Raw genomic sequence first — 25,505 nt, 5'->3', positions numbered from 1 at the left:
CGCCTATCGTGGGGTCCGTGACCGATCAGGCGCCTCCCCTCCCCGTCCCCGGCGGCCCGAGCGTCTCCGGCGGCCCGAGCCTGCGCGGGGCCGTTACCGTCATCGCCGCCCTGCTCGTGCTCGTCGCGCTCTGGTTCGGGCGCGAGCTCGTCGCCCCGCTCGCCCTCGCCCTCGTGCTCGTCGTGATCGCGCATCCGATCCGGCATCCGCTGGAGCGGCGCGGGTGGCCCGGGTGGGCGGCGACGACCGTGGTGATCGCGGTCGTGTACCTGATCCTCGCGGTGCTCGCGGCGCTGCTCGTGTTCGCCGGCGTCGAGTTCGCCGACCTCGTGCTCGACGTCGTCGACGAGCTGCAGGCGGCCGTGGCATCCGTCGCCTCGTGGCTCGCATCGGTCGGGCTCGGCGACCAGCTGGCGGACGCGACGGCCTCCGCGCTCGACCCGTCGGCGTTGGTCGACCTCGCCCAGGGCTTCGGCGGATGGCTGCTCGGGTTCCTGACCGCCGCGTTCTTCGTGCTCGCCTACGTGATCTTCATGGCCGCCGACGCGGCACGGTACCGGCGTGCGGAGGCCGCCTTCGGCGCCGGCATCCGACCCAGGCTGGTGCGCATCCGCGCGCTCAACTCGTCCATCCGCCGCTACTACGTCGTGAACGCGTCGTTCGGCGCGATCGTCGCGATCATCGACGGCCTCGCGCTGTGGGCGCTCGGGATCCCCATCCCTGCGGTGTGGGCGATCCTCGCGTTCGTGACGAACTTCGTCCCGAACATCGGGTTCGTGCTCGGGCTCATCCCGCCCGCGGTCCTCGCGTTCGTCGTCGGAGGCGTGCCGCTCCTCCTCGTCGTGATCGCTGTCTACTCCGTCGTCAACGTCGTCCTGCAGGTGCTGGTGCAGCCGAAGTTCGTGAGCGACGCGGTGGATCTCTCCCTCACGCTGAGCTTCTTCTCGGTCGTGTTCTGGACGTTCGTGATCGGCCCGCTGGGGGCCATCCTGTCGATCCCGCTCACCCTCGCGGCGCGCGAGGCGCTGCTCGGCGACGGGAACGGGTGGCTGCGCTGGCTCTCCGGGAACGCGTCCGCCCAGGTGCCGCCTGGGGCGACCACGGGCGCCGCGCCGCCCGACGCCGAGACGGCGGAGAGCGCGGCGGCATCCGCCCCGGAACCCGCATCGGATGAACGAGCCTGAGTCCACGCCCGAGCCGGGCCGGACGGCGCACCGCGACGCGCTCGCCCGGGTCGCGGCGCGATCCGGCTGAACACGAGCCGTGGATGCGCCCGCGACGCTGGATCGACGGCGGCCCGCGCGGCTAGTCTGCAAGCGGGGAGAGGGGGCACCCATGCCGCAGCGACGAACCGATCCGAGGGCGACGGCATGAGCGCGGGGGTGCATCTCAGGGGGCTGTCGACGGCCGTTCCCGCGACCGTGCTGCCGCAGCCGGCCGTTCGCGACGTGTTCGCCGCGCAGCCGGGCCTGAACCGGCTCGCGCAGCGGATCATCACGACGTCGTTCGACGTGTCGGGGATCGAACGCCGCTACAGCGTGCTCGAGGAGCTCACGTTCGACGAGCGCGACGACGAGCCGGTGTTCTTCGACCGGACGACGGGCGACCTGCTGATGCCGGGCACGAAGGCGCGCAACGAGATCTACGCGGTCGAGGCGACGAAGATGTACCTCGAGGCGGGCCGGCGCGCCATCGACGCGACGCCCGGGATCGAGGCATCCGACATCACGCACGTCGTGACGGTCTCGTGCACGGGCTTCTACGCGCCGGGGCCCGACTACATGCTCGTGCGCGACCTCGGGCTCGGGCCTGCGGTGCAGCGCTACCACCTCGGGTTCATGGGCTGCTACGCCTCGATGCCCGCATTGCGGACGGCCGCGCAGTTCTGCGTCGCGGACCCCGATGCGGTCGTCCTCGTCGTCAGCGTCGAGCTCTGCACGCTGCACCTGCGCTCCTCCAACGACCCCGACACGATCGTCGCCTCGTCGCTGTTCGCCGACGGCGCCGGCGCCGGCGTGGTCACGGCGCGCCCGCTGGAGGACGGCGAGCGCGCGTTCGCGCTCGATCGGTTCGAGACCCGCATCACGCCCGTGGGCGAGGGCGACATGGCGTGGAAGATCGGCGACCACGGCTTCGAGATGGTGCTCTCCAACGCGGTGCCCGCGATCATCGACGACCACATCACCGGGGCGCTCGAACCGCTGTTCGCCGCCGACGACGACCTCGCCGACGGGCTCGCGACGGATGCCGCGGGCGAGCGCGTCGCCCACTGGGCGATCCACCCGGGCGGTCGGAGCATCCTCGACAAGGTCGAGGCGCGGCTGAAGCTCACCGAGCCGCAACTCGAGCCCGCGCGCGAGACGCTGCGCGACTTCGGGAACATGTCGAGCGCCACCGTGCTCTTCGTGCTGCGGAACATCCTCGATCGCGCGTCGTCGGAGGACGGCGACCGCGTCGCGGCGATGGCGTTCGGACCGGGACTCACCGTCGAGTCCGCGCTGCTGACGGTGAAGGGGTGACGGATGCCGCGACCTGACGTCGGCGGGCCGGGGCTGCTGCACGCGCTCGCCACGCTCGACCACAGGGACGTGGACGCGCGCGAGCTGATGGACGACCCGGCGGCCGACCCCGCGGAACTCGAGCGCACGTTCCACCGGTTCGGGCTCGTGAACCGCATCGTGTCGCGGCCGGCGGCCGTGTACGAGGAGTGGGTGCGGCCGCGACTGGGGACCACGCACCGGGCTCGCCTGCTCGACATCGGCGTGGGCGGCGGGGACCTGCCGTACCGGATCCTCCAGCTCGCCGCGCGCGACGGCCTGCGCCTCGAGATCGTGGCGATCGACCCCGACGAGCGTGCCGTGGCGGCCGCGTCGCGCTTCGCGACGTCGGGCTTCCGGACCCGCGTGGCGACGACCGCCGACCTCGTCTCCGAGGGCGAGACGTTCGACGTGGTCTGGTCGAACCACGTGCTGCACCACCTCGGCGCCGCGGAGCTCGGCGCGCTGCTCGCCGACACGGAGCGGCTCGTGGCGCCGGGCGGCATCGGGGTGCACGGCGACATCGAGCGCAGCCGCGGCGCCTACCTGGGGTTCTGGGCCGCGACGCTGCCGTTCGCCTGGAACGTGCTGGCGGGCTCGTTCATCCGCCCCGACGGGCTCACGTCGATCCGGCGCAGCCACACCGCGCCCGAGCTCGCGCGCGCCATCCCGCGCGGGTGGCGCGTCAAGCGCGGCTTCCCGTCGAGGCTCGAACTGGTGTGGGGCAGCGAGATCCCGGATGAGTGAGCCTCAGTCGGGCGTGCGACCGATGCACGACGTGGTCGTGGTCGGCGGCGGCGCCGTGGGGCTCCTGCTCGCGTGCCTCCTCGCGCGCCGCGGCCTCGACGCGGTGGTCCTCGAGCGACGGCACGCACCCGACCCGGCCACCACGCCCTCGCGCGCCATCGGCATCCACCCGCCCGGGCTCCGCGCCCTGGCGGCCGCGGGCATCGGCGACGAGGTGCGCCGCCGGGCCGTCGTGATCCGCGACGGCCGCGTCACGTGCGACGGGCGGACGCTCGGCCGGCTGAAGTTCCCCCGCTCGGGGCTGGTGCACTCCCTGCCGCAGCTCGAGGTGGAGGCCCTCCTCGAGGAGCGGATCGACAGCGCCCGGACCGTCTCGATCCGGCGCGGCGTCGAGGTCACGGGCGTCACCGACCGTGGCACGCACCTCGTGGTGCATGCGGTCGACGGCGAGTCGCAGGTGGACGTGCCGGCGCGCTACGCCGTCGGCGCCGACGGCGTGCGCAGCGGCATCCGCTCGCTCATCGGCGCCGACTGGAAGCCGCGTCGCGGCCGCGCGTCGTACGTCATGTGCGACACGCGCGACGACACGGGGGCGCCCGAGACCGCGCTGCTGCACTTCGAGTCGGCGGGGGTCGTCGAGTCCTTCCCGTTGCCGGGCGGCCGGCGACGCTGGGTCGCGCGGGTCCGACGCGAGCCCGCCGAGCTCGACGCCGCAGCGGTCGCGACCGTCGTCGAGTCCCGCACCGGCTCGTCGTTCGACACGGATGCCGCGACCACGCCAACCGCGTTCGTGGCGGCGCAGCACGTCGCCCACCCGATGGCCTCGGGCCGTGTCGTGCTCGTCGGCGACGCCGCGCACGAGATCAGCCCGATCGGCGGGCAGGGCATGAACCTCGGATGGAGCGATGCCGTGCACCTCGACCGGGAGCTCGCCGGCGCGCTCGCCGCGGCCGCCCCGATCGACGTGTTCGCGGCCTACGACCGGTCGCGGCGGGCGGCCGCGCTGCGCGCGACGCGGCAGGCCGCGTTCAACATGCGCATGGGCGCACCCGCGACGGGCCTGCGGTTGCGGACCCGCAACGCGGCGGTGCGCGTGCTCGGCCTGCCGGGGCTTCGCGGGGTGCTCGGGCGGGCGTTCACCATGCAGTGGCTGTGAGGCCCGGGGCGCCCGCCGTCGTCAGGCCGCGGTGCCGTCGTGCTCCGCGTCCTCCGCGTCGTCCGCGGTCGCCTCGGCCTCGAGCGGGGTGAGCACGAGGATCGGGATCTCGCGGTCGGTCTTCGCCTGGTACCCGTCGTAGTCGGGCCAGACCTCGGTCGCGCGACCCCACCACAGCTCCTTCTCGGCGCCCGTGACCTCGCGGGCCAGGTACTCGCGCTTGACCTCGCGGTCCTGGAGCTCGACGCGCGGCTGCTGCTTCATGTTGAAGTACCACGCCGGGTGGACGGGTTCGCCGCCCTGCGACGCGACGACCGCGTACTCGCCGTCGTGCTCGACGCGCATGAGCGCGGTCTTGCGGAGCTTCCCGCTCTTCGCGCCGACCGTCGTCAGCACGATGACGGGCCTGCCGCGCAGCGAGTTCGCCTCTCGACCTCCCGTCGCCTCGTAGGTCTCGGCCTGGTCGCGTGCCCACTTGGCCGTGCTGGGTGCGTAGTCGCCCTCGAGCGGCATCCGTTCCTCCTTGTTCGGGTGTCGTTCCACGGTAACGCGCGCGTCCGCGTCGTGATTCCCGTGCGTCCCGGTGCCGTTCCCGGGCCGCACGCGAGCGGCATCCGGAATGCCGCTCACGGTGCGCAAGTTGAGCGTAGTAGACTCAACTTTGTCGAAAGGAGCCCCGTGGCCAACATGCAGGGCGCGCCGAGCTCTCAGGAGGAGCAGAAGTCGGCGCTCGAACAGTACGGCGTCAACCTCACCGAGATCGCCCGCCAGGGCAAGCTCGACCCGGTCATCGGTCGCGACGCCGAGATCCGCCGCGTCAGCCAGGTGCTCACCCGGCGCACCAAGAACAACCCCGTGCTCATCGGCGAGCCCGGTGTCGGCAAGACCGCCGTCGTCGAGGGGCTCGCCCAGCGCATCGTGGCCGGCGACGTCGCCGACTCGCTGAAGGACAAGCAGCTCGTCGCGCTCGACATCTCGGCGCTCGTCGCGGGCGCCATGTACCGCGGCCAGTTCGAGGAGCGGCTCAAGGCCGTGCTCAAGGAGATCAACGAGGCCGAGGGGCGCATCATCACCTTCGTCGACGAGCTCCACCTGCTGATGGGCGCGGGCGGCGGCGAGGGGTCCGTCGCCGCCTCCAACATGCTGAAGCCCATGCTCGCCCGCGGCGAGCTGCGGCTCATCGGCGCGACCACGCTCGACGAGTACCGCGAGTACGTCGAGAAGGACGCCGCGCTCGAGCGCCGCTTCCAGCAGGTCTTCGTCGGCGAGCCCAGCGTCGAGGACACCGTCGCCATCCTGCGCGGACTGAAGGGCCGGTACGAGGCCCACCACGGGGTCACCATCACCGACGCCGCCCTCGTGGCCGCCGCCGCGCTCTCCAACCGGTACATCTCCGCGCGGCAGCTGCCCGACAAGGCGATCGACCTCATCGACGAGGCGATGTCGCGCCTCAAGATGGAGATCGACTCGAGCCCGGTCGAGATCGACCAGCTCAAGCGCCAGGTCGACCGGATGCGGCTCGAGGAGCTCGCGCTGAAGAAGGAGAAGGACGACGCGTCGAAGGAGCGGCTCGAGCGCCTGCACGAGACGCTCCTCGAGAACGAACGCGAGCTGGCCGCGCTCGAGGAGCGCTGGTCGCGCGAGCGGATGTCGCTGAACCGCGTCGGCGAGCTCAAGAAGCGGCTCGACGAGGCCGTCACCGAGCGCGATCGCGCGATGCGCGAGGCCGACTACGCGAAGGCGTCGAAGCTCGAGTACGAGACCATCGCGCAGCTGCAGCGCGACCTCGAGGCGGCGGAGCAGGCAGAGCAGGCGCCCGACGAGCCGCGCATGGTCAACGAGCAGGTGACCGAGGAGGACATCGCCGCGGTCATCGCGCAGTGGACCGGCATCCCCGTCGGCCGGCTCATGCAGGGCGAGACCGAGAAGCTGCTCCACCTCGAATCCGAGCTCGGACGCCGCGTCATCGGCCAGCGACCCGCGGTCGCGGCCGTCGCCGACGCCGTGCGCCGCGCACGGGCCGGCGTCAGCGACCCCGACCGGCCCACCGGGTCGTTCCTGTTCCTCGGCCCGACCGGCGTGGGCAAGACCGAGCTCGCCAAGGCCCTCGCCTTCGTGCTCTTCGACGACGAGCACGCCATGGTGCGCATCGACATGTCGGAGTACGGCGAGAAGCACTCGGTGTCGCGCCTGGTCGGCGCCCCTCCGGGCTACATCGGCTACGAGCAGGGCGGCCAGCTCACCGAGGCCGTGCGCCGCCGCCCGTACTCGGTGATCCTGCTCGACGAGGTCGAGAAGGCGCACCCCGAGGTGTTCGACGTGCTGCTCCAGGTGCTCGACGACGGTCGGCTGACGGACGGCCAGGGCCGCACCGTCGACTTCCGGAACGTGATCCTCGTGCTCACGTCCAACCTCGGCTCGCAGTTCCTCATCGACCCGACGCTCTCGTGGGAGGAGAAGGAGGCCGCCGTCATGGCGGCGGTCCGCCAGTCGTTCAAGCCGGAGTTCGTGAACCGGCTCGACGACCTCGTGGTCTTCTCCACGCTCTCGCACGACGAGCTCGGCGAGATCGTCAACCTGCAGATCGACCGGCTCACGACCCGCCTGCACGAGCGCCGGCTCGAGCTCGGCGTCACGCCCGACGCGCGGACCTGGCTCTCCGACCGGGGCTACGATCCGCTCTACGGGGCGCGGCCGCTGCGCCGGCTCATCCAGACCGAGGTCGCCGACCGGCTCGCGCGTGCGCTGCTCGCCGGCGAGATCCGCGACGGCGACACGGTCGTGGTGGGCCTCGCGCCGGACGGCGACCACCTCACGGTGACGCGCGCGCCCGAGGCGGGCGTCGGGCCCGAGGGCGGAGAGCACGACGTGATCGACGCGGAGATCGTGGAGGAGTAGCGCGGCCGCCGCATCCGCAACCCGCCGTTCACCCTGCGGACGTACCGTCGAGGGCATGTCACCGGGGGTGCTGTCGGACGCGTCATCGGTCGTGGAACTCGACACGGGCGCGATCCGCGGGCGACGCCGCCGCGGCACGCGGCAGTGGCGGGGGATCCCGTACGCCGCCGCCCCCGCGGGCGCCCGCCGGTTCCGCGCGCCCGTGCCGCCCGCCCCCTGGGACGGCATCCGGGACGCGACACGCTTCGGACCCGTCGCGCCGCAGCACCGGCGCGGGCAGTTCCTCGGCGCGGCCGAGCACCTCGCGCGGAGCGAGGACTGCCTGCGCCTCAACGTCACCGCCCCCGACGCCGACCACGACGGCGCGCTCCGGCCGGTCATGGTGTTCGTGCACGGCGGGGCCTACAGCGTCGGCTCCGCCGCCGAGTACCCCCGCCAGGGCGAGCGGATGGCGCGCGAGCACGGCGTCGTCTACGTCGGGATCGACTACCGGCTCGGTGCGCTCGGCTGGCTCGACCTGCGCGCCTACTCGCGGCCGGAGCATCCGCTCGAGGTGAACCTGGGCCTGCGCGACCAGGTCGCGGCGCTCGAGTGGGTGCGCCGGAACATCCGCGCCTTCGGCGGCGACCCCGATCGCGTCACGCTCTTCGGCGAGTCGTCGGGCGGCAACTCGGTCACGACCCTGCTCGCCGTGCCCGCCGCCGAAGGGCTCTTCGCGCGGGCGATCGCGCAGAGCTCACCTGCCAACGCCGTCTACGCGCCCGAGATCGCGCAGCGCTGGGCGGCGGAGTACGTGCGGATCCTCGCCCGCATGGTCGACGACGACGACCTCGACAGCGAGGCACCGGAGGATGCCGCGGCGATGCTGCGCACGACCGATCCGATGCGGCTGGCCGATGCGACGACCGAGCTCACCGTCAGGACGCCGGACGAGCACCCCGGCACGATCGCGCTCGCCCCCGTGATCGACGGCGAGTTCCTGCCGCACCGACCGCTCGACGCGTTCCGCGACGGGCTCGCGCACCGCGTGCCGCTCATCATCGGCACGAACGACCGCGAGGGTTCGCTGTTCGAGGGGCGCATCGACATCCTGCCGACGACGAAGCCGCGCATCCGCGCCATCTTCGCCAACACCGCCAAGCGGTCGCGCAAGGCGATCAAGGCGCGCTACCCGGGCCTGCCCGAGCGCCGTGCCGCGGCCGACTTCGCGGGCGACTTCACGTTCTGGTTCCCGAGCGTCAAGGTGGCCGAGCGGCACTCCCGGCACGCCCCGACCTGGTGCTACCGGTTCGACGCGGCGCCGCGCGCGGCGCGGTGGCTCGGCCTCGACGCGACCCACGGCCTCGAGCTGTTCGCCCTGTTCGAGAAGTTCGACACCCCGGTCGGCGCCGGGCTGACCGTGCTCGGGGGCCGGCGCATGTTCCGCGCGGTCGGGCGCCGGATGCAGGCGCACTGGACCGGGTTCGCGGCATCCGCCGCACCCGGAGACGACTGGCCCCGCTACGACGAGCGGCACCGCCGCACGCTCGTGTTCGACGCCGTCGATCGCGTCGTCGCCGATCCCCGGCGCAGGAAGCGCCGCGCGTGGCAGGAGTTCGTGCCGCACGTGTGAGCCCGCCGCGTACGCGTGGACTCGCGCCGCCGGGCGGCCGCGCAGGCTCGCACGCATGCTCGCCACCGTGATCCAGGCAGCCCGGGGCATCCGCTTCGAAGAGGTACCCGACCCCGAACTCTCGACCGGTGGCGACGCCGTCGTGCGCGTCGTCGCCGCCTGCGTGTGCGGGTCCGACCTGTGGCCGTGCCGCGGCGTCACGCCCACGCACGCCCGCACCGCGCCGCGCCGCGCACGAGTTCGTCGGCGTCGTCGAGGCCGTCGGGCCGGCCGCCGCGCGATCACGGTGCTGCTGCGTCCGTAGGCGGCCACGCAGGACGCCGCGTCGCCCCGGGAGGAACTTTCCCGCGGCGTGCGGCGTGTCGGCCCGCTCTCGTCGGCGTGTCGCTCGGAAGTTCCTCCCGCGGTGACGCGGTGACGCGGTGAGGCGGTGACGCGGTGACGCGGTGACGCGAGACGGGGCGGATGCCGCGGCCCGCGACATCCGCCCCGCCTCGGGGCACGGCCCGATCAGGCCGCGGCGATGACGATCTCGTCGAGCGGCTTGCGGCTGCGCGGGGCGACCTCGCGCTCGCGGAGCGGCTCGGGAAGGGCCGACGCGTCGCCCACCTTGCCGATCGCGGTGACCGAGACGACGTCGAGGCCGGCGCGCAGGCCGAACGCCTCGGCGAGGCGGGCTGCGTCGAAGCCGCCCATCTGGTGGGTGTGCAGGCCGTCGTGCTGGGCCTGGAGCGACATGTAGGCGACGGCCTGGCCGAGGTCGTACTTGGCCCACGGGCGCGGGGTGCCGGCCTCGTCGACGGTCTCGGCGACGTTCACGACGAGCGCCGCGGCCGAGTCGGCCCACGCCTGGTTGAAGCCCATGAGCGCGTCGTGCACGGCGGTGAACGCCGCGCTGCCCCGCCGCGCGACGATGAAGCGCCACGGCTGGACGTTGTTGGCCGACGGCGCCCAGCGGGCGGCCTCGAGCAGGGTCCGCAGGCTCTCCTCCGAGAGCTCGGCGGTGGGGTCGTAGGCGCGGGGGCTCCAGCGCTCCACGAGGGGGGCGATGAGCGGGGCGTCCGTGGGGACGTGGCGCGAGGTGTCGACGAGGGTCATGGTGACGGTGCCTTCCGAGCGGTTCCGATGGTCGTGCCGGGACACCGTCGTCCCAATCCATTACAACGCATGGATCCTCGGGATATTCCCGACGCGACCGGGCGCGCCGGCGACCGGCGACGCCGACCGGCAGGCTCAGGCGGCCGTGCGCGCGAGCTCGTCGCGGATTCCCGCCACGAACGCGTCGATGTCGTCCTCGGTCGTGTCGAACGAGCACATCCAGCGCACCTCGTTCTTCGCGGCATCCCAGTCGTAGAACTTGAAGCCGCGCTCGCGCAGGCGGTCGGCGACACCGGTGGGCAGCACCGCGAACACGCCGTTCGACTGCGTCTGCTGCGTGAACGACAGGCCGGGCAGCTCGCCGGCGGCGATGCCGGCGTCGAGCGCGTCGCGGAGGCGGCGCGCCATGGCGTTCGAGTGCGACGCGTTCCGCAGGTACAGGTCGCCGTCGAGCAGCGCGATGAGCTGGGCCGACACGAAGCGCATCTTCGACGAGAGCTGCATGTTGAGCTTGCGCAGGTACTTCAGGCCCTCGGATGCCGCGGGGTTCAGCACCACGATCGCCTCGCCGAGCAGCGCGCCGTTCTTGGTGCCGCCGAAGCTCAGCACGTCGACGCCCGCGTCGCGCGTGAACGCCCGGAGGGGCAGGCCGAGGGATGCCGCGGCGTTCGAGATCCGCGCCCCGTCCATGTGCAGCGTCATCCCGCGCTCGTGCGCGTGGTCGGCGAGCGCCCGGATCTCGTCGACGGAGTACGCCGTGCCGAGCTCGGTCGTCTGGGTGATCGAGACGACGAGCGGCTGGGCGCGGTGCTCGTCGCCCCAGCCCCACGCCTCGCGGTCGACGAGCTCGGGCGTGAGCTTGCCGTCGACCGTGGGCACCGTCAGGAGCTTGATGCCGCCGACGCGCTCGGGCGCACCGCCCTCGTCGACGTTGATGTGGGCGGTGGATGCCGCGATCACCGCGCCCCAGCGCGGGAGCATCGACTGCAGCGCCGTGACGTTCGCGCCCGTGCCGTTGAACACCGGGTACACCTCGACCGGGTCGCCGAAGCGGCGGGCGAACACCTCGTGGAGGTGACCGGTGTAGTCGTCGTCGCCGTAGGCGACCTGGTGCCCGCCGTTCGCCCCGGCGATCGCGGCGAGCACCTCGGGGTGCACGCCGGAGTAGTTGTCGGAGGCGAAGCCGCGGAAGGCGGTGTCGTGCAGGGGCTGGAACTCAGGGGTCACCGGACGATTCTCCCAGACGAGCGGGCGGGCCCGTTCCGCCGTCCGGTCCGTCGATGGCGCGGGGTTCCGGATGTCGGCGGTGCGGCCTACGCTCACCCCCATGTCCGAAGAGGTGAGAGCGACCGACCGCGCCGCTGACGGTTCCGATGCGTCGGCCGACGCGGTGCCGCCCGCGAACGGCATGCGCACGTTCCTGCAGGTGCTCGTCAACACGGCCCTCGCGAACGTCACGACGAGCTTCCTGTGGTTCGCGCTGACGTTCTGGGTGTACCTCGAGACCCGGTCGGTGCTCGCGACGGGCATCATCGGCGGCGTCTACATGCTCCTCATCGCCTTCTTCGCGATGCTCTTCGGCACCATCGTCGATCGGCACCGCAAGATCCAGGTGATGCGGTTCTCGAGCCTCGTCACGCTCGGTTCGTTCGTCGTCGCCGGCGGGATCTACCTGCTGCAGCCCGAGTCCGCGCTCGTCGACCTCGGCGGGCCGTGGTTCTGGGCGTTCGCCGGGATCATCCTCTTCGGATCGGTCATCGAGCACATGCGCAACATCGCGCTGTCGACGACGGTGACGCTGCTCGTTCCGGTCGAGCGCCACGCGAACGCGAACGGACTGGTGGGCACGGTGCAGGGCGTGGCCTTCATCGTGACGAGCGTCTTCAGCGGGCTCGCGATCGGGTTCCTCGGCATGGGATGGACGCTGGCGATCGCGGTCGCCCTGACGCTCGTGGCGCTCGTCCACCTCCTGTTCCTCCGCGTCCCGGAGGAGCAGCCTGCGCGCGAGGCGGGCCGCGAGCCGATCGTGGACCTGCGCGGCAGCATCCGCGCCATCCGGGTCGTGCCCGGCCTGGCCGCCCTCATCGTCTTCGCCACCTTCAACAACCTCATCGGCGGCCTCTACCTGGCGCTCATGGACCCGTACGGGCTCACGATCTTCTCGGTCGAGGTGTGGGGCATCGTGCTCGGCGTCACCGCGACGGGCTTCATCATCGGCGGCCTGGTGATCGCCAGGTTCGGACTCGGCAGGAACCCGATCCGGACGATGCTCCTCGTCGTGGTCGCGATGGGCGTGCTCGGCGCCGCCTTCACCATCCGCGAGCAGTGGTGGCTCTATGCGGCCGGCATCTGGCTGTACATGTGCCTGATCCCCGTCGTGGAGGCGGCCGAGCAGACCGTGATCCAGAAGGTCGTGCCGTTCCGCCGACAGGGCAGGGTCTTCGGGTTCGCCTCAGCCGTCGAGTCCGCGGCCGCGCCGATCACGGCGTTCCTCATCGCTCCGATCGCGGAGTTCTGGATCATCCCCTACATGGAGGATCCGTCGGGTCGGGCCACGTGGGGCTGGTTGCTCGGCGACGGCGACGCGCGCGGCATCGCGCTCGTGTTCGTCTTCGGCGGGCTCGCGACCATCGCGGCCGCGCTGCTCGCGTTCACGACGAGGTCCTACCGGCTGCTCTCGGAGACGTATCGCGGCAACGAGACCTCCGTTCCCGCAGGCGAGGCCGTGCAGCCTGCGGCGGTACCGACCGAGGCTGCCGGGGCGGCCGCGCTCGACCCCTCCGGATCGGAGCCCCGGGTCTGACGGGCCGACGGCCGCCGCACCGACAGGTCCGATCAGCGGATCCTCGCCGTCAACTGCTCGCCGAGGAGGTCGAATGCCGAGTCCCAGCCGTCGTACACGTTCTCGTCGCCGGGTTCGCCGGGGAACCCGCGAAGGTGGAACAGCATCTCGGTGCGGTCTCCTTCGAGCTCCCGCAGGTCCACCGTGATGACGGGGGCGGTCTCATCCGGGTCGCCGGGCGACGTCCAGGTGAAGACGAGCCGCCGAGGCGGGTCGACCTCGCGGTAGACGCCCGTGGTCGGGTACTCGCTGCCGTCGGCGGGATTCACCATCGTGTAGGCGTACCGGCCGCCGGGCCGGGCATCGACGGAGACGCTGCCCTCCTTGATGGCGATGCCGCGCGGGTGCCACCACTCGGCCGCGTCCGCGGACTCGGTCCAGGCGCGCCAGACCAGCTCTCGGGGCGCATCGAAGATGCGGGTGATGGTGAACTGCGCGTCGGTCTGACCGGTCATGGGGTCCCCCTTCTCATCCTGCGGAGTTGCTCGTCGAGCAGGTCGAATCGCTCGTTCCACTCGCCGCGGTGCCGTTCGACCCACTCGGACGCCTCGTCGAGCGGTTCCGTGCGCAGCGTGCAGGTGCGCCACTGCGCACTGACGGTGCGTTCGATGAGTCCGGCCCGCTCGAGCACCGCGAGGTGCTGTGAAACGGCCGGTCGGCTGATCGGGAACGGCTCGGCGAGTTCGCCGACGGTCGCGGGCCCGCGGTGCAGGCGAGACAGCATCGCACGCCTGGTCGGGTCGGCGAGGGCGCGGAAGACGAGGCTGAGCTCGTCGTCGGCATCCGCCATGTAAGCGACTCCTTAATTAATGAAGTGCTTAACCATAGCTCCGACCTCGGTGCACGTCAAGCGCCGCCGGGCTCGCACGATGACGTCCGAGGTCGAGGCCGAACGCAGGTGAGGCTAAGCTAAGTTCGCCCGCACTCGACGGGCCCTCACCTTCCCATCGATCGTTGGAGCCACTACGCCCATGCGCGCACGACGCCGAATCGTCCTCGCCGGAGCCGGCCTCGCGGCCGCGGCACTCGCCCTCACCGGCTGCACCGCACCGGCCGACGACGCCGAGACGCTCACGGTCTACGTCGGTCGCGACGAAGGCCTCGTCGGGCCGCTCATCGAGCAGTTCGAGGAGGAGACCGGGATCCGCGTCGAGGCGCGCTACGCCGCGACCCCCGAGCTCACGGCGCTGCTCCTCGAGGAGGGCGACCGCACCCCCGCCGAGGTGTTCCTGTCGCAGGACGCCGGCGCGCTCGGCGCACTCGCCGACGCCGGCCTCGTCGCCGAGATCCCGGCGGAGCTCGCCGACCTGATCCCGGACGGCTTCACCTCGCAGGACGACTCGTGGATCGGCGTCACCGGCCGCGCCCGAGTCATCGCGTACGACGGCGAGCAGCTCTCCGAGGACGAGGTGCCCGACACCGTCGACGACCTCACCGGCGAGGAATGGTCCGGCGAGGTGGCGTTCGCACCCGGCAACGCGAGCTTCCAGTCGTTCGTCACCGCCCTGCGCGTGCTGGAGGGCGAGGAGGCGGCTGCCGCCTGGGTCGAGGGCATGGCCGCCAACGACCCCGAGCTCACCGAGAACAACCTCGCCTCGCTCGACCTCGTGAACACCGGGCAGGCGCAGCTCGGCCTCATCAACCACTACTACTGGTTCCGCCAGGCCGCCGAGGTGGGCGCCGAGAACATGCGCGCACAGCTGAAGTTCCTGCCCGGCGACCCCGGCGGCATCGTCAACGTCACGGGCGCCGCCATCCTGGACGACGCCGCCGACGACGCCGCCGCCCGCGCCTTCGTCGAGTTCCTCGTCTCCGAGGAGGCGCAGCAGTACTTCGTCGAGGAGACCTTCGAGTACCCGCTGCTGCCCGGCGTCGACGCGCCCGAGGGCCTGCCGGCGATCGACACGCTCCTGAACCCGGGCCTCGACCTCAGCGACCTCGACTCGGTCGGCGAGTCGCAGCAGCTCCTCGCCGACAACGGCCTCATCTGAGCCCGCGGGGCGAGCGGATGACGCGGCCGGAGACCCGGCGGGAGCCCAGCCCCGCACGCCTACGCTGGACCTGACATGACCGATCGAGTCGCGACGCCGAGCCCCCGCCGCCCGTGGGGGCTCATCGCGGCATCCCTCGCCGCGGTCGCCCTCGCCGCGATCCCGGTCGTCCACCTCGTGGTGCGCGTGGCCTCGGCCGACCCGGGCGAGCTCGCAGCGGTCTTCGAGCGGCCGCGGATCCCCCTGCTCGTCGGCAACTCGGTGCTGCTCGCGGCATCCGTCACCCTGACCGCGGTCGCGCTCGGCGTGCCGAGCGCGTTCCTGCTCGCGCGCGCCCGGTTGCGCTGGCGTGGCGCGTGGGCCGTCCTGGCGGCGCTGCCGCTCGCGATGCCGTCGTACCTCGCAGCGTACGGATGGCTCGCCTGGCAGCCGTCGATGAAGGGCTTCTGGGCCGCGTGGCTCGTGCTCAGCTTCGTGTCGGTTCCCTACGTCACGCTCCCGGTCGCGGCGGCCATGCGGATCGGCAGCACCGGACTGGACGACGTCGCCCGCACGCTCGGTCGCGGCCCGTTCGGCTCGTTCATGCTCGGCACCTGGCCGCAGATCCGGCCCGCCGTGCTGGCGGGCGCGCTGCTCGTGTGCCTGTACACGCTGAGCGACTTCGGCGGCGTCGCGCTGTTCCGGTTCCCCGTGCTCACGACCGCGATCCAGCAGGCGTACTCGGCGAGCTTCAGCCGAGACGAGGCCGCGGTGCTCGCGGTGCTCCTCGTGGGGCTCGCGCTGATCGTGGTGATCGGCGAGCAGGTCGCGCGCGGGCGTGCGGCGCGCCGAATCCAGGCCGCGCCCGCGGCGGGGCGGCGACGGATGACGCGACTCGGGTCGTGGACCGCTCCGGGCATGGCCCTGCTCGCCCTCGTTCCCGCCGTGGCGGTCGTCGTGCCGGTCTCGGTGCTCCTCGGCCGCGTGCTCACGGCCGAGACGCTGCAGGCGTTCGACGGGGCGAACCTTGGACGGGCGATCGGGAACACCGTGCTGCTCTCCGCCGGCGGGGCGGTCGTCGCCGTCGCCCTCGCCCTGCCGATCGGCGTGCTCGCGGCCCGTCACCGGGGGCGGATGGTCCGGGGCATCGAGTCCGCCGGCTACCTCGCGCTCGGACTGCCCGGCATCGTCGTGGGGCTCTCCCTGGTGTTCTTCTCGCTGAGCGTCGTCCCGGCCCTGTACCAGACGGCTCTCGTGCTCGCCTTCGGCTACGGCATCCTGTTCATGCCGAAGGCCATCGGGTCGATCCGCGCCGCGACGGGCCAGGTGCCGATCTCGCTCGAGGACGTCTCGCGCACGCTCGGCGCCTCGCGCGCCCGAACGTGGTGGTCGGTCACCGCGCGCCTCGCGCGCCCCGGCATCTTCGCGGCCGCGCTCCTCGCCGCCGTCTCGGCGATGAAGGAGCTCCCCGCGACCCTCATGCTGCGCCCGACGGGCACCGACACGCTCGCTGTCGAGCTCTGGCAGCGCACCGACATCTCCGCCTACGGCGCCGCCGCGCCCTACGCGGTCGCACTGCTGCTGGTCGCCGCGGTGCCCGCGTTCCTGCTGTCCGACGCGCGCGCCGGACGTGAGGCGACCCGGGAGGCGATCGCGTGAGCCGGTTGGAGGTGCGCGACCTGACGGTCGGCTACGAGGGCGCGCCCGTGCTGCACGCCGTCGACGTCGAGGTCCCCCACGGGGAGCTGCTCGCGATCGTCGGGCCGAGCGGATGCGGGAAGACGACGCTGCTGCGCACCATCGCGGGCCTGCTCCGCGCCCGGTCCGGCGAGATCCGGATCGGCCAACGCATGGTGACCACGCACGGCATCCACCTCGCCCCCGAGAAGCGGCGCATCGGCTGGGTGCCCCAGGACGCGGCCCTCTTCCCGCACCTCACCGTCGCCGAGAACATCGCGTTCGGCATGCTCGCGGGCCGCGGCTCGTCGCGCGCGGCACGGCGAGCGGCGAAGTCCGACGAGGTGCGACGCCTCCTCGACCTCGTCGACCTCGCACCGCTCGCGTCGCGCGCGCCGGGCCAGCTCTCCGGTGGCCAGGCGCAGCGGGTGGCGCTCGCCCGCGCGCTCGCCGCAGGCCCCGAGCTCGTGCTGCTCGACGAGCCGTTCGGCGCGCTCGACCCGATGCTGCGCGCCGACCTCCGCACGGCGGTGCGCGAGCTGCTGCGCGCCGAGGGCGTCACGGGCATCCTCGTCACGCACGACCAGGCGGAGGCGCTCTCGGTCGCCGACCGCGTGGCGGTCATGCGGGGCGGCGAGGTGCTGCAGCTCGGCACGCCCGAGGAGGTCTACCGGGCTCCCGCGACGCCGTGGGTGGCCGGCTTCGTCGGCGATGCGGTGTTCCTTCCCGGCGTGCTCCACGGTGACGAGGTCGCGACGTCGATCGGCCGGCTGCGCGCCGTGCCGGTGGCGGATGCCGCGGGGCTCGTGCCCGAGGACGGCGCCGACACGACCGTGCTGGTGCGCCCGGAGGAACTGCGCGTGGTGCGCGCGGACGCGGCATCCGCCACCGGCACGGCGCGCGTCCGCGCCGCGGACGCGGTCGACGGCGGTGCCGAGGGCCTGGACGGGATCGTGACCGACGTCGAGTACACCGGGCACGATGCGATGCTCGCCCTCGCGCTCGCCGACGGCGTGCGGCTGCGCGCGCGGGTCACCGCCTCGGAGTTCGTGCCGCGCGGCACCGAGGTCCGGGTCTCCGTCGTCGGCCCGGTGCTCGCGTACCGTCCTGAGCCCTGAGCCCTGAGCCCTGAGCCCTGAGCCCTGAGCCCTGAGCCCTGAGCCCTGGGCCCTGGGCCCTGGGCTCAGGAGTTCGCGCGCCGCTCCTCGACGCGGCCCTTCAGCCACCAGAGGCCGAGGAGCCAGGTGCCGAGGGCCGTGATGATCCACATGATGAGGGTCGCGAGGATCCAGGTCACGATGCCGTCGACGCGGATGCCGTTCGGGAACAGCGACGCGATGAGGAGCGCCACGAAGGTCGAGACGAGTCCGATGCCGCCGAGGATCGCCGAGGCGTACTGCCGGGCCATGTTGAAGATGAACGGCGCGAGGATCGCCTGAGCGATGGTGAACACGAGCACCGCCACGATGAAGCCGGCCGCGTCGAGGTGGAAGTCCGGGAGGATCCAGGACGTGACCAGCAGGCCGATGGCCGCCGTGACGAGCGAGATCGCGATGTTGATCAGGAAGCGGATCATGAGCGAAGGCTAGCGCCGCGCGGCGTTCACAGGGCAGAGCCGAACGGCCTGCCGCGGGCATGGGAACGGGCCGTGCCCCGAAGGACACGGCCCGATCCGTTCTTGGTGCGGCCGGCGGATCCCGCCAAGGTCGTTCTCCGACCGCACCGGTCTGGTGCGCGGCGGCGGGGACGGTCCCCGCCGCCGCGGGCGTGCTACTCGAGTTCGGCGATCACCGCCTCGACCGCACGGATCACGAGTGCGGCCGCGTCGGCGTCGGTGCGGATCCGGTTCGGGACCTGCGCCGCGATGAACTCGAGGCGGGAGATGGCCGTCGCCGTGTCGTCCGCCGCGAGGGCGGCGTCCACCTCGGCGAGGACATCGCCGAACGAGGCCTCGACGCCGCGCGTGATGCTCCCGTCGGCATTCAGCGCCGCGAGGAGCGACCGGATGTCGTCGACCGACGTCGTGAACACGAACTGGTCGAGCACGACCCCGCCCGTCGAGGTCACGACCACGCGGCCGGTGCCCTCCGGCACGGTCACGAGCGGCACCGAGACATCCGCCCAGCCCTCGGAGTCGACCGCGAAGGTCGCGAAGGCGTCGGCGTCCGCGTCACCCCAGTGCAGCGACACCTCGCCCTCACCCGAGGCGCGGACGGTGGCACCCGTGATGCCGCCGAACTCGACCGGCGTGTAGGCGATCCACTCGTCGGCGTCCAGGCCCGCCAGGTGGCGGAGGCCCTCGGCCGACTCGTCGTCGACGACGGTCACGTCGCCGCTGCGGGCGTCGTTGTGCTCGGCCTGCAGCGCACGCGGGTTGAGCAGCGTGACGTCGTCACCGGTCAGCGCCGGCGCCGTGTCGGTGCCCAGGTCGGTGTACGAGGCGCCGATCTGCGCGTAGATGTTCTCGGTCTCGCCGTGCCCGGCCTCGAGCGCCATCTCGACGGTCGCCGTGCAGCCGTTGCCCGTGAACAGCGGGTGCGTGTGCGTGTTGTCGTGGCCGAGGCCGTAGCTCCACAGCACGCGCTCGCAGTCGATCTCCTCATCGGGGTCGGTCACCCGGACCTCGAACTCGATCTCGTCGCCCCAGTCGGCGAACGAGCCGTTCGCCGGGGTGACGATCTCCACGACGGGCGCGGTGTTGCCGACCGTGACCGTGACGGACGCGAGGCTGACGCGGCCGCCCTCATCGGTGACTCGCACTCGGGCCTGGTACTGGCCGTCCTCGGTGAAGGTGTGCGACGCGGTCGCCTCACCGTCCTCGAACGTGCCGGTGCCCTCGAAGTCCCACGCGTAGCTCAGTGCGAGCCCATCGGGGTGGGTCGACTCGGATGCGTCGAAGTCGACCTCGAGCGGTCCCTCACCGGACGTGGGCGAGGCGTCGAGGATGACGCGCGGGCCCTTGGTGCCCTCGACGTAGTCGACGCGGTACAGGCCGGCGTCGGGGTTCGGGCGGAAGAAGCCGTCGCCGTAGTCCAGCACGTAGAGCGAGCCGTCGGGACCGAACTCGAAGTCGATCACGTTGTCCCACGGAGGCATGCCGGCCGCGTTCAGTGCCGCGTTGGGCAGGAAGTCCTCGATCTTCGTGACCGGCCCGTCGGGGTCGTCCTGCGAGAAGGCGAAGACACGGTCGCGCGAGAACTCGGCCATGAAGGTCTTGCCGTCCCAGTACTCCGGGAACTTCGTCTCCGACGGGTTCTCCTCGTCGTACCGGTAGGTCGGGCCGCCCATCGGCGCCTGGCCGCCCGAACCGAACTCGGGCCACGGCTGGTGCTCGGGGCGGTCGCCGTACCAGAGCTGCGGTGCGGTGGCCGTCGGGAGCTGGTCGAGCCCGGTGTTGTACGCGCTCGTGTTGAGGAGCGTGCCCTCGCAGTCGAACCACTCGCCCTGGGTCGCCGTCTCGAAGTCCCAGTCGTTGTAGTTCGCGTTCGGGCCGTGGCAGTACGGCCATCCGCCGTTCATCGGCACGGTGGTCGACTGCCACTCGACGTAGCCCATCGGCCCGCGGAGCTCGTTCGCCGTTCCGGCGTCGGGACCGTACTCGCCCCACGTGACGGCGCCGGTCTCGGTGTCGTAGTCCATGCGGAACGGGTTGCGGAGGCCCATCACGAAGATCTCGGGACGTGTGTCGGCCGTGCCCGGCGCGAACAGGTTGCCCTCGGGGATCGTGTAGCTGCCGTCCTCCTGGACGGAGATCCGGAGGATCGCACCGCGGAGGTCGTTGGTGTTGCCGGCCCCGCGGCGGGCGTCGAACCCGGGGTTCCATCCGGGACGGTCGTTGTTCGGGGCGTAGCCGCTGGCGCCGGGCGTGCTCGCCGGCGTGTTGTCGCCCGTCGAGAGCAGCACGTTGCCGTCGTTGTCGAAGGCGACGTCGCCGGCGACGTGGCAGCACTGCCCGCGCTGGACCTCGACCTTGATGATGACCTGCTCCGACGCGAGGTCGAGCGAGTTCGACTCGGCATCCCATTGGAACCGGCTGAGCTGGTTGTAGCCCTTCCAGATGTCCCAGTACGAGGCGTCTTCGCCTGCGGGGAGCTCGCGCGGCGCCGAGCCGACCGGGGTCGTCTCGGGGTACGGCGCCTCCATGATGCGGGGTGCGTAGTAGAGGTAGACCCAGCCGTTCTCCTCGAAGTCCGGGTCGAGGGTGATCGTCTGCAGCCCGTCCTCCGAGTTGGAGTAGACGTCGAGCTGGTTGACGACGGTGGTCGTGCCCTGCGCCGGGTCCGTGAGGCGGACCTGCCCGTTGCGGGTCGTGTGCAGGACCCGGAGGTCCGGGAGGACGGCGAGGTCGATCGGTTCGCCGACGCCCTGGGTTCCCGCGAGCCTGATGCGCTCGTAGTTGGCCCAGGTCGTGGCCGAGACCTCGTCGCCGTGATCTTCGCCGTCATGGGCGACAGCGGGCCCCGCGACGAGGACGGATGCCGCGACGGCGGCTCCGACCACGAGCGCCGCGAGGCGTGAACGTGTGAGATGCATGGATGTGCTCCAGTCAACGAATGGAAGGAGGTTCGGCGGGATCCATGTGTTTCCGGGCCGCGCGGGGGGTTCTGGTCACCCGCGCGGCCCGGGGTCGTGCGCCGGTCGCTGAGCGCGGCCGGGGTCGTGCGCCGGCCGCTCAGCGCGGCCGGGGTGGTGCGGTCAGCCGCGGAGTGCGGCCAGGTTCTGGTACGACGACGCGGCGTTCTCGAGCGACATCGTCGGCGAGGACATGGGCACCGACGAGGCGTTGTCCTGCTCGTACATCGCGTTGTGGTAGCCCTTCGCGCCGATCCGCTGGAAGAACGTCGTGTAGTCGATGTCTCCCGCGCCGAACGGCACGATCGAGTAACCGGACGCGCTGTCGTTCTTCGCGCCGTCCTTGGCGTGGAAGAGCGGGAACCGGGTGGTCTGCTCGGAGACGAGGCCGGCGGGGTCGAACCAGTCGTCGACGACGCTGCCGTCGGGAGCCGTGTAGCTCTGGTAGCGGTGCTGCGCGACGTGCGCCCAGTAGACGTCCATCTCCAGGTAGACGTAGTTCGGGTCGGTGTTCTGCAGGAACCACTCGAGGCGACGCAGGCCGCTCGAGCGGGTGGGGTTGCCGGACGCGTCGAGCGGGCCGCTGTCGAGCAGGAAGCTGTACGCCTGGTCGTGGTTGTGCGTGTACAGCTTCAGCCCGTGCGAGGCGGCGCGCTCGCCGAAGGTGTTCCAGACCTCGGCGGCCGTCTGCCAGTCGGCGAGGTACGAACTCCGCGTCGGGTCGTTGCCCGTGCCGATGTGGCCGAAGCCCAGGATGTTCGCGACCTCGCACTGCTGGTCGAACTGCGCCAGCGTGGCGTCGGTGACGACGTTCGGGATCGAGCCGTGGTTGCCCTCGGCCTCGAGCCCGTTGTCGTCGAGCCAGGTCCGCAGCAGCTGCGCGCCGGCGACGTTGTTGACGTTGCCGCCCTCGGAGTTCGAGTTCTGGTTGTATCCGGCGAACTCGATCTGCTTGTAGCCCTGTCGCGCGAGTTCCTCGAGCACCTGCTTGAAGCCCGAGGGAAGCCCCGGGTTCGTCAGCGGGTTGCGGCCGATCGCGTCGCGGACCGTGTAGAGGATGATGCCCCGCTTGCCGGGCGGCACGAGCACCCCGTTGCCGCCGGCCGCCGCGGGGGCGGCGTGGGCGTGCGTGTGACCGCCGGCCAGGCCGACCGCAGCAGCGGCGGCCATGCCCGTCGTGGCGGCGAGCAGCTGCCGGCGCGTGAGACCGAGCCTGGTCCCGAGGAGGCGCGCGTCGTGCTCTGCCTGTTCCGTCAGTTCATCCATGATGCTCCCTTGCACTGAACCGTTTCCTGAGATCGGGCTGGAACGCCCGTCAACGCGGCGGGACCGCGCCGGATGCGGAGGTCGACCGTAGCCACTCTTCGCACCGTTGCTCGTGAGTTGGCGTCCACGAACTTTTTCGGACACTACGGCATTTGTCTCTCCGCGGTCAAGCAAAAGAATTCGCCTGGCGCGCGGCTTTTCACGTTCCACGGCAAAAGAACCACGAACGGGGGGTGCCCGCCGGGTGAACGCCGAATGCTGGCGCGCCGGGGGTCCTGCGGGCATGATGGAGCGCGTGGGGAGCCCGACGCGTTCGGCCGAGGCCGCCGCCGATTCGGGCGATGACGGCGACCGCGCGGCGCGCCGGGTGCAGGGCACCTACTACACGCTCACGCTCGGCAACACCCTCGCCGCGTCGTTCATCTGGGGCATCAACACCCTGTTCCTGCTCGACGCCGGACTGACCAACCTCGAGGCGTTCGCCGCGAACGCGTTCTTCAGCGTCGGCATGTTCGTCTTCGAGATCCCGACCGGCGTGGTCGCCGACACGGTCGGCCGACGCGCGTCGTACCTGCTCGGCACCGTGACCCTCGCGGTCACGACCGCCATGTACTGGATGCTCTGGGTCTGGCAGTCCCCGTTCTGGGCCTGGGCGATCGTCTCGGTCCTGCTCGGTCTCGGCTTCACGTTCTTCTCAGGGGCCGTCGACGCCTGGCTCGTCGACGCGCTGCAGGCGACCGGCTACCGCGGCAGCCTCGAGGCGGTGTTCGGCCGTGCCGTGGTCGTCGGCAACGTCGCGATGCTCGGCGGCTCCGTCCTCGGCGGCGTGATCGCCCAGTTGACGAACCTCGGCGTGCCCTTCCTGATCCGCGCCGGCATCCTCATCGTGATGTTCGCGGTCGCCGCGATGCTCATGCGCGACCTCGGATTCACGCCGGAACGCGGGGTCGGACCGATCAAGGCGACCGGCGAGGTCTTCCGCGCCTCGGTGAAGTACGGCTTGGGCCGCAGGCCGGTGCGGTGGCTCATGCTCACGACGCCCTTCACGACGGGCGTCGGCTTCTACGCGTTCTACGCGCTGCAGCCGTACCTGCTCGAACTGTGGGGCGACGAGGGCGCGTACTCGATCGCGGGCCTGGCCGCAGCCCTGCTCTCAGGGGCGGGGATCGTCGGCGGGCTGCTCGCACCGATCGTCCGCCGGCGCTTCCGCAAGCGGACGTCGGTGATCCTCCTCGCCACCGTCCTCAGCACGCTGGTCCTCCTCGCGCTCGGGCTCGTCGCGAACTTCTGGCTCGCGGTCGGGCTCATCGCGCTCTGGGGCATCGCATCGTCGATCGACGACCCGGTGCACCGGGCCTACCTCAACGACATGATCCCGTCGAAGCAGCGCGCCACGGTGCTCTCCTTCGACTCGCTCCTCGGGAGCGCGGGCGGCGCGGTGATCCAGCCCGCGCTCGGTCGCGCTGCCGACCTCGGCGGCTACGGCTTCTCGCTGCTCTGCAGCGGTGCGGTGCAGCTGCTCGCCGCCCCGTTCGTGCTGCTCAGCCGCGCCGAGCACGATCCGGCCGACACCGCGCGACAGGTCGCCGGCGGCGGCGACGGCGCCGATCCGGCGCGCGGCGAGGGCGACACCGGCGATGGTCCGGCGACGGATGCCACATTGCCGCCAACGACCTGACCCGACCCGATCCGACCCGTCGTCGTCCCGAGGAGCCCTGCTCGATGTCCCACTCGAACGCGTCGCCCGCCGACGCCGTCGCCCGCCTCCGACGGGACCTCGCGGCCGACCGCGTCCTGACCGAGCCGTCCGACCTCGCGCGCTACGCGCACGACGACGCCGAGTGGGCCGACTTCACCGACCCGCTCGCCGTGGTGCTCGCGGAGTCCGTCGACGACGTCGCCGCCGCGGTGCGTGCGGCCGCGGCATCCGGCCTGCACGTCGTCGCGAGGGGTGCCGGCACGGGGCTCTCGGGCGGAGCGAACGCGATGGCGGGCTCGATCGTCGTGTCCCTCGAGCGGATGACCCGCATCCTCGAGGTCGACGCGGACGAGCGGCTCGTGGTCGCCGAGGCAGGGGTCCTCAACGACGACCTGCGGCAGGCCGTCGCCGAGCACGGGCTCTGGTATCCGCCCGACCCGGCGAGCTACCGGATCTCGACGATCGGCGGCAACGCCGCCACGAACGCGGGCGGCATCTGCTGCGTGAAGTACGGCGTGACGCGCGACTACGTGCTCGGCATGACGGTCGTCCTGGCCGACGGCGAGGTCGTGCGCCTCGGCCGCCGGACGGCGAAGGGGGTGACCGGCTACGACCTCACGGCGCTCATGGTCGGATCGGAGGGCACGCTCGGGATCATCGTGGAGCTCACGCTGAAGCTCCTGCCGCTCGGCGGACGCGAGGACCGTGCGATCGTCGGCTCCTTCGACTCGCTCGAGGCGGCCGGCGCGGCGGTCGCGGCCATCTCCGCCGCGGGCATCGTGCCGTCGGCGCTCGAGCTCATCGACCGCACCTGCATCGAGGCGGTCGACGCCTGGCGGTCCCTCGGCCTGCCGCACGGCGTCGAGGCCATGCTGCTCGCCCGGGTCGACGAGGTCGGCGCGGCCGGCGAGGCCCTCGCCGGTGCGATGGCCGAGCGGATGTCGCGGTCCGGCGCGCTGACGGTCGAGCAGGGCGCATCGACCGAGGAGGCGGACCGGCTCTTCCTGGCGCGGCGGCTCGCGTACCCCTCGCTGGAACGGCTCGGCCCGGTGCTCACCGAGGACATCTGCGTGCCGCGCGCGCGTGTGCCCGAGATGCTCGCGCGGATCCAGGCGAGCGCACGCGACCACGACGTCGTCATCGCGAACATCGCCCACGCGGGCGACGGGAACCTGCACCCGCTGATCATCGCGCCCGAGGGCGACGACGCCGCGAAGGCGCGGGCGAAGCTCGCGTTCGACCGCATCGTCGACGACTGCCGTGCCCTCGGCGGCACCGTCACGGGCGAGCACGGCGTCGGACTGCTGAAGCTGCCGGGTGCCGCCCGCGAGCTCAGCCCGCGGGTGGTGGAGCTCCACCGTGCGATCAAGCTGGCGCTCGACCCGGACGGGGTGCTGAACCCGGGCAAGGCGTTCCCGGCGTGAGCCGGCC

Annotated in this window: 21 protein-coding genes; 13 read left to right on the top strand and 8 right to left on the bottom strand. The window is 72.2% G+C overall.

What is annotated here, in order from left to right:
* Positions 1-17: 17 nt before the first annotated feature.
* From ACFVHK_RS01125 to ACFVHK_RS01110, 4 genes are all read left to right on the top strand, one after another.
* A complete protein-coding gene (locus ACFVHK_RS01125) occupies positions 18-1,184 on the top strand; it encodes an AI-2E family transporter (RefSeq protein ID WP_376927207.1) in 1,167 nt (388 codons plus the stop codon).
* Between the two features lie 186 nt (positions 1,185-1,370).
* Positions 1,371-2,519, top strand: coding sequence for a type III polyketide synthase (locus ACFVHK_RS01120; RefSeq protein WP_376927206.1), 1,149 nt, complete (start codon positions 1,371-1,373; stop codon positions 2,517-2,519).
* A gap of 3 nt (positions 2,520-2,522) precedes the next feature.
* Positions 2,523-3,284 carry a methyltransferase gene (locus ACFVHK_RS01115; protein WP_376927205.1) on the top strand — a complete coding sequence of 254 codons (762 nt, stop codon included), beginning with the start codon at positions 2,523-2,525 and terminating at the stop codon, positions 3,282-3,284.
* Entirely contained in the window at positions 3,277-4,440 is a 1,164-nt protein-coding gene (locus tag ACFVHK_RS01110; protein WP_376927204.1) for an FAD-dependent oxidoreductase, read from the top strand. The genes ACFVHK_RS01115 and ACFVHK_RS01110 overlap by 8 nt, the downstream gene beginning before the upstream one ends.
* A gap of 21 nt (positions 4,441-4,461) precedes the next feature.
* Here ACFVHK_RS01110 and ACFVHK_RS01105 read toward each other — a convergent pair whose 3' ends face one another.
* On the bottom strand, positions 4,462-4,953 hold the full coding sequence (locus ACFVHK_RS01105) for a nitroreductase family deazaflavin-dependent oxidoreductase (protein WP_376927203.1): 492 nt from the start codon (positions 4,951-4,953) through the stop codon (positions 4,462-4,464).
* Between the two features lie 165 nt (positions 4,954-5,118).
* Here ACFVHK_RS01105 and ACFVHK_RS01100 point away from each other — a divergent pair, with 165 nt between their 5' ends.
* The 3 genes from ACFVHK_RS01100 to ACFVHK_RS01090 are packed head-to-tail and all read left to right on the top strand — an operon-like array spanning position 5,119 to position 9,254.
* Positions 5,119-7,338 carry an ATP-dependent Clp protease ATP-binding subunit gene (locus tag ACFVHK_RS01100; protein WP_376927202.1) on the top strand — a complete coding sequence of 740 codons (2,220 nt, stop codon included), beginning with the start codon at positions 5,119-5,121 and terminating at the stop codon, positions 7,336-7,338.
* 55 nt (positions 7,339-7,393) lie between these two features.
* Positions 7,394-8,950, top strand: coding sequence for a carboxylesterase/lipase family protein (locus ACFVHK_RS01095; RefSeq protein ID WP_376927201.1), 1,557 nt, complete (start codon positions 7,394-7,396; stop codon positions 8,948-8,950).
* Between the two features lie 55 nt (positions 8,951-9,005).
* On the top strand, positions 9,006-9,254 hold the full coding sequence (locus ACFVHK_RS01090; RefSeq protein ID WP_376927200.1) for a hypothetical protein: 249 nt from the start codon (positions 9,006-9,008) through the stop codon (positions 9,252-9,254).
* A gap of 206 nt (positions 9,255-9,460) precedes the next feature.
* Here ACFVHK_RS01090 and ACFVHK_RS01085 read toward each other — a convergent pair whose 3' ends face one another.
* Positions 9,461-10,048 carry a nitroreductase family protein gene (locus ACFVHK_RS01085; protein WP_376927199.1) on the bottom strand — a complete coding sequence of 196 codons (588 nt, stop codon included), beginning with the start codon at positions 10,046-10,048 and terminating at the stop codon, positions 9,461-9,463.
* Positions 10,049-10,183: 135 nt separating this feature from the next.
* Positions 10,184-11,275, bottom strand: a complete 1,092-nt coding sequence (locus ACFVHK_RS01080) for a threonine aldolase family protein (RefSeq protein WP_376927198.1) — start codon at positions 11,273-11,275, stop codon at positions 10,184-10,186.
* A gap of 181 nt (positions 11,276-11,456) precedes the next feature.
* On the opposite strand from ACFVHK_RS01080, the gene ACFVHK_RS01075 reads away from it, so the two are divergent.
* On the top strand, positions 11,457-12,851 hold the full coding sequence (locus ACFVHK_RS01075; RefSeq protein ID WP_376927645.1) for an MFS transporter: 1,395 nt from the start codon (positions 11,457-11,459) through the stop codon (positions 12,849-12,851).
* 32 nt (positions 12,852-12,883) lie between these two features.
* On the opposite strand, the gene ACFVHK_RS01070 is transcribed toward ACFVHK_RS01075, so the two are convergent.
* Together ACFVHK_RS01070 and ACFVHK_RS01065 are read right to left on the bottom strand one after the other, a co-directional pair.
* Positions 12,884-13,345, bottom strand: coding sequence for an SRPBCC family protein (locus ACFVHK_RS01070; protein WP_376927197.1), 462 nt, complete (start codon positions 13,343-13,345; stop codon positions 12,884-12,886).
* Positions 13,342-13,680 carry an ArsR/SmtB family transcription factor gene (locus ACFVHK_RS01065; RefSeq protein WP_376927196.1) on the bottom strand — a complete coding sequence of 113 codons (339 nt, stop codon included), beginning with the start codon at positions 13,678-13,680 and terminating at the stop codon, positions 13,342-13,344. The genes ACFVHK_RS01070 and ACFVHK_RS01065 overlap by 4 nt, the downstream gene beginning before the upstream one ends.
* A gap of 181 nt (positions 13,681-13,861) precedes the next feature.
* Between ACFVHK_RS01065 and ACFVHK_RS01060 the strand changes: the two genes are divergently transcribed.
* The 3 genes from ACFVHK_RS01060 (at position 13,862) to ACFVHK_RS01050 (ending at position 17,655) form a co-directional block, all read left to right on the top strand.
* The gene (locus tag ACFVHK_RS01060; RefSeq protein ID WP_376927195.1) at positions 13,862-14,881 is read left to right on the top strand and encodes an extracellular solute-binding protein; all 1,020 of its coding nucleotides are present in this window, start codon (positions 13,862-13,864) and stop codon (positions 14,879-14,881) included.
* 75 nt (positions 14,882-14,956) lie between these two features.
* Complete coding sequence (locus ACFVHK_RS01055) at positions 14,957-16,519, top strand: ABC transporter permease (RefSeq protein WP_376927194.1); 1,563 nt, start codon at positions 14,957-14,959, stop codon at positions 16,517-16,519.
* Positions 16,516-17,655: an ABC transporter ATP-binding protein gene (locus ACFVHK_RS01050; RefSeq protein ID WP_376927193.1), complete on the top strand. Its 1,140-nt coding sequence runs from the start codon at positions 16,516-16,518 to the stop codon at positions 17,653-17,655. Before ACFVHK_RS01055 ends, ACFVHK_RS01050 begins: the two co-directional genes overlap by 4 nt.
* Positions 17,656-17,720: 65 nt before the next feature.
* On the opposite strand, the gene ACFVHK_RS01045 is transcribed toward ACFVHK_RS01050, so the two are convergent.
* The 3 genes from ACFVHK_RS01045 to ACFVHK_RS01035 form a co-directional block, all read right to left on the bottom strand.
* The gene (locus ACFVHK_RS01045; protein WP_376927192.1) at positions 17,721-18,113 is read right to left on the bottom strand and encodes a phage holin family protein; all 393 of its coding nucleotides are present in this window, start codon (positions 18,111-18,113) and stop codon (positions 17,721-17,723) included.
* A 194-nt stretch (positions 18,114-18,307) separates the two neighbouring features.
* The gene (locus ACFVHK_RS01040; protein ID WP_376927191.1) at positions 18,308-21,070 is read right to left on the bottom strand and encodes a PQQ-dependent sugar dehydrogenase; all 2,763 of its coding nucleotides are present in this window, start codon (positions 21,068-21,070) and stop codon (positions 18,308-18,310) included.
* Positions 21,071-21,232: 162 nt separating this feature from the next.
* On the bottom strand, positions 21,233-22,375 hold the full coding sequence (locus ACFVHK_RS01035; protein WP_376927190.1) for a sugar phosphate isomerase/epimerase family protein: 1,143 nt from the start codon (positions 22,373-22,375) through the stop codon (positions 21,233-21,235).
* Between the two features lie 367 nt (positions 22,376-22,742).
* Here ACFVHK_RS01035 and ACFVHK_RS01030 point away from each other — a divergent pair, with 367 nt between their 5' ends.
* Both ACFVHK_RS01030 and ACFVHK_RS01025 read left to right on the top strand, forming a co-directional pair.
* On the top strand, positions 22,743-24,053 hold the full coding sequence (locus ACFVHK_RS01030) for an MFS transporter (RefSeq protein WP_376927644.1): 1,311 nt from the start codon (positions 22,743-22,745) through the stop codon (positions 24,051-24,053).
* A 44-nt stretch (positions 24,054-24,097) separates the two neighbouring features.
* On the top strand, positions 24,098-25,498 hold the full coding sequence (locus ACFVHK_RS01025; RefSeq protein ID WP_376927189.1) for an FAD-binding oxidoreductase: 1,401 nt from the start codon (positions 24,098-24,100) through the stop codon (positions 25,496-25,498).
* Positions 25,499-25,505 lie beyond the last annotated feature (7 nt).

Origin of the sequence: Agromyces binzhouensis (assembly GCF_042672355.1) — a bacterium.
Classification (GTDB): Bacteria; Actinomycetota; Actinomycetes; order Actinomycetales; family Microbacteriaceae; genus Agromyces; species Agromyces binzhouensis.
Note: the sequence above shows the minus strand (reverse complement) of the source record. Positions and strands in the feature narration are given on the sequence as shown.

Bases quoted from the DNA above. Each gene is read 5' to 3' on its own strand.
- ACFVHK_RS01120 (WP_376927206.1), top strand. From the start codon at position 1,371: ATGAGCGCGGGGGTGCATCTCAGGGGGCTGTCGACGGCCGTTCCCGCG.
- ACFVHK_RS01115 (WP_376927205.1), top strand. From the start codon at position 2,523: ATGCCGCGACCTGACGTCGGCGGGCCGGGGCTGCTGCACGCGCTCGCC.
- ACFVHK_RS01110 (WP_376927204.1), top strand. From the start codon at position 3,277: ATGAGTGAGCCTCAGTCGGGCGTGCGACCGATGCACGACGTGGTCGTG.
- ACFVHK_RS01105 (WP_376927203.1), bottom strand. From the start codon at position 4,953: ATGCCGCTCGAGGGCGACTACGCACCCAGCACGGCCAAGTGGGCACGC.
- ACFVHK_RS01095 (WP_376927201.1), top strand. From the start codon at position 7,394: ATGTCACCGGGGGTGCTGTCGGACGCGTCATCGGTCGTGGAACTCGAC.
- ACFVHK_RS01090 (WP_376927200.1), top strand. From the start codon at position 9,006: ATGCTCGCCACCGTGATCCAGGCAGCCCGGGGCATCCGCTTCGAAGAG.
- ACFVHK_RS01085 (WP_376927199.1), bottom strand. From the start codon at position 10,048: ATGACCCTCGTCGACACCTCGCGCCACGTCCCCACGGACGCCCCGCTC.
- ACFVHK_RS01075 (WP_376927645.1), top strand. From the start codon at position 11,457: ATGCGCACGTTCCTGCAGGTGCTCGTCAACACGGCCCTCGCGAACGTC.
- ACFVHK_RS01070 (WP_376927197.1), bottom strand. From the start codon at position 13,345: ATGACCGGTCAGACCGACGCGCAGTTCACCATCACCCGCATCTTCGAT.
- ACFVHK_RS01065 (WP_376927196.1), bottom strand. From the start codon at position 13,680: ATGGCGGATGCCGACGACGAGCTCAGCCTCGTCTTCCGCGCCCTCGCC.
- ACFVHK_RS01060 (WP_376927195.1), top strand. From the start codon at position 13,862: ATGCGCGCACGACGCCGAATCGTCCTCGCCGGAGCCGGCCTCGCGGCC.
- ACFVHK_RS01055 (WP_376927194.1), top strand. From the start codon at position 14,957: ATGACCGATCGAGTCGCGACGCCGAGCCCCCGCCGCCCGTGGGGGCTC.
- ACFVHK_RS01045 (WP_376927192.1), bottom strand. From the start codon at position 18,113: ATGATCCGCTTCCTGATCAACATCGCGATCTCGCTCGTCACGGCGGCC.
- ACFVHK_RS01040 (WP_376927191.1), bottom strand. From the start codon at position 21,070: ATGCATCTCACACGTTCACGCCTCGCGGCGCTCGTGGTCGGAGCCGCC.
- ACFVHK_RS01035 (WP_376927190.1), bottom strand. From the start codon at position 22,375: ATGGATGAACTGACGGAACAGGCAGAGCACGACGCGCGCCTCCTCGGG.
- ACFVHK_RS01025 (WP_376927189.1), top strand. From the start codon at position 24,098: ATGTCCCACTCGAACGCGTCGCCCGCCGACGCCGTCGCCCGCCTCCGA.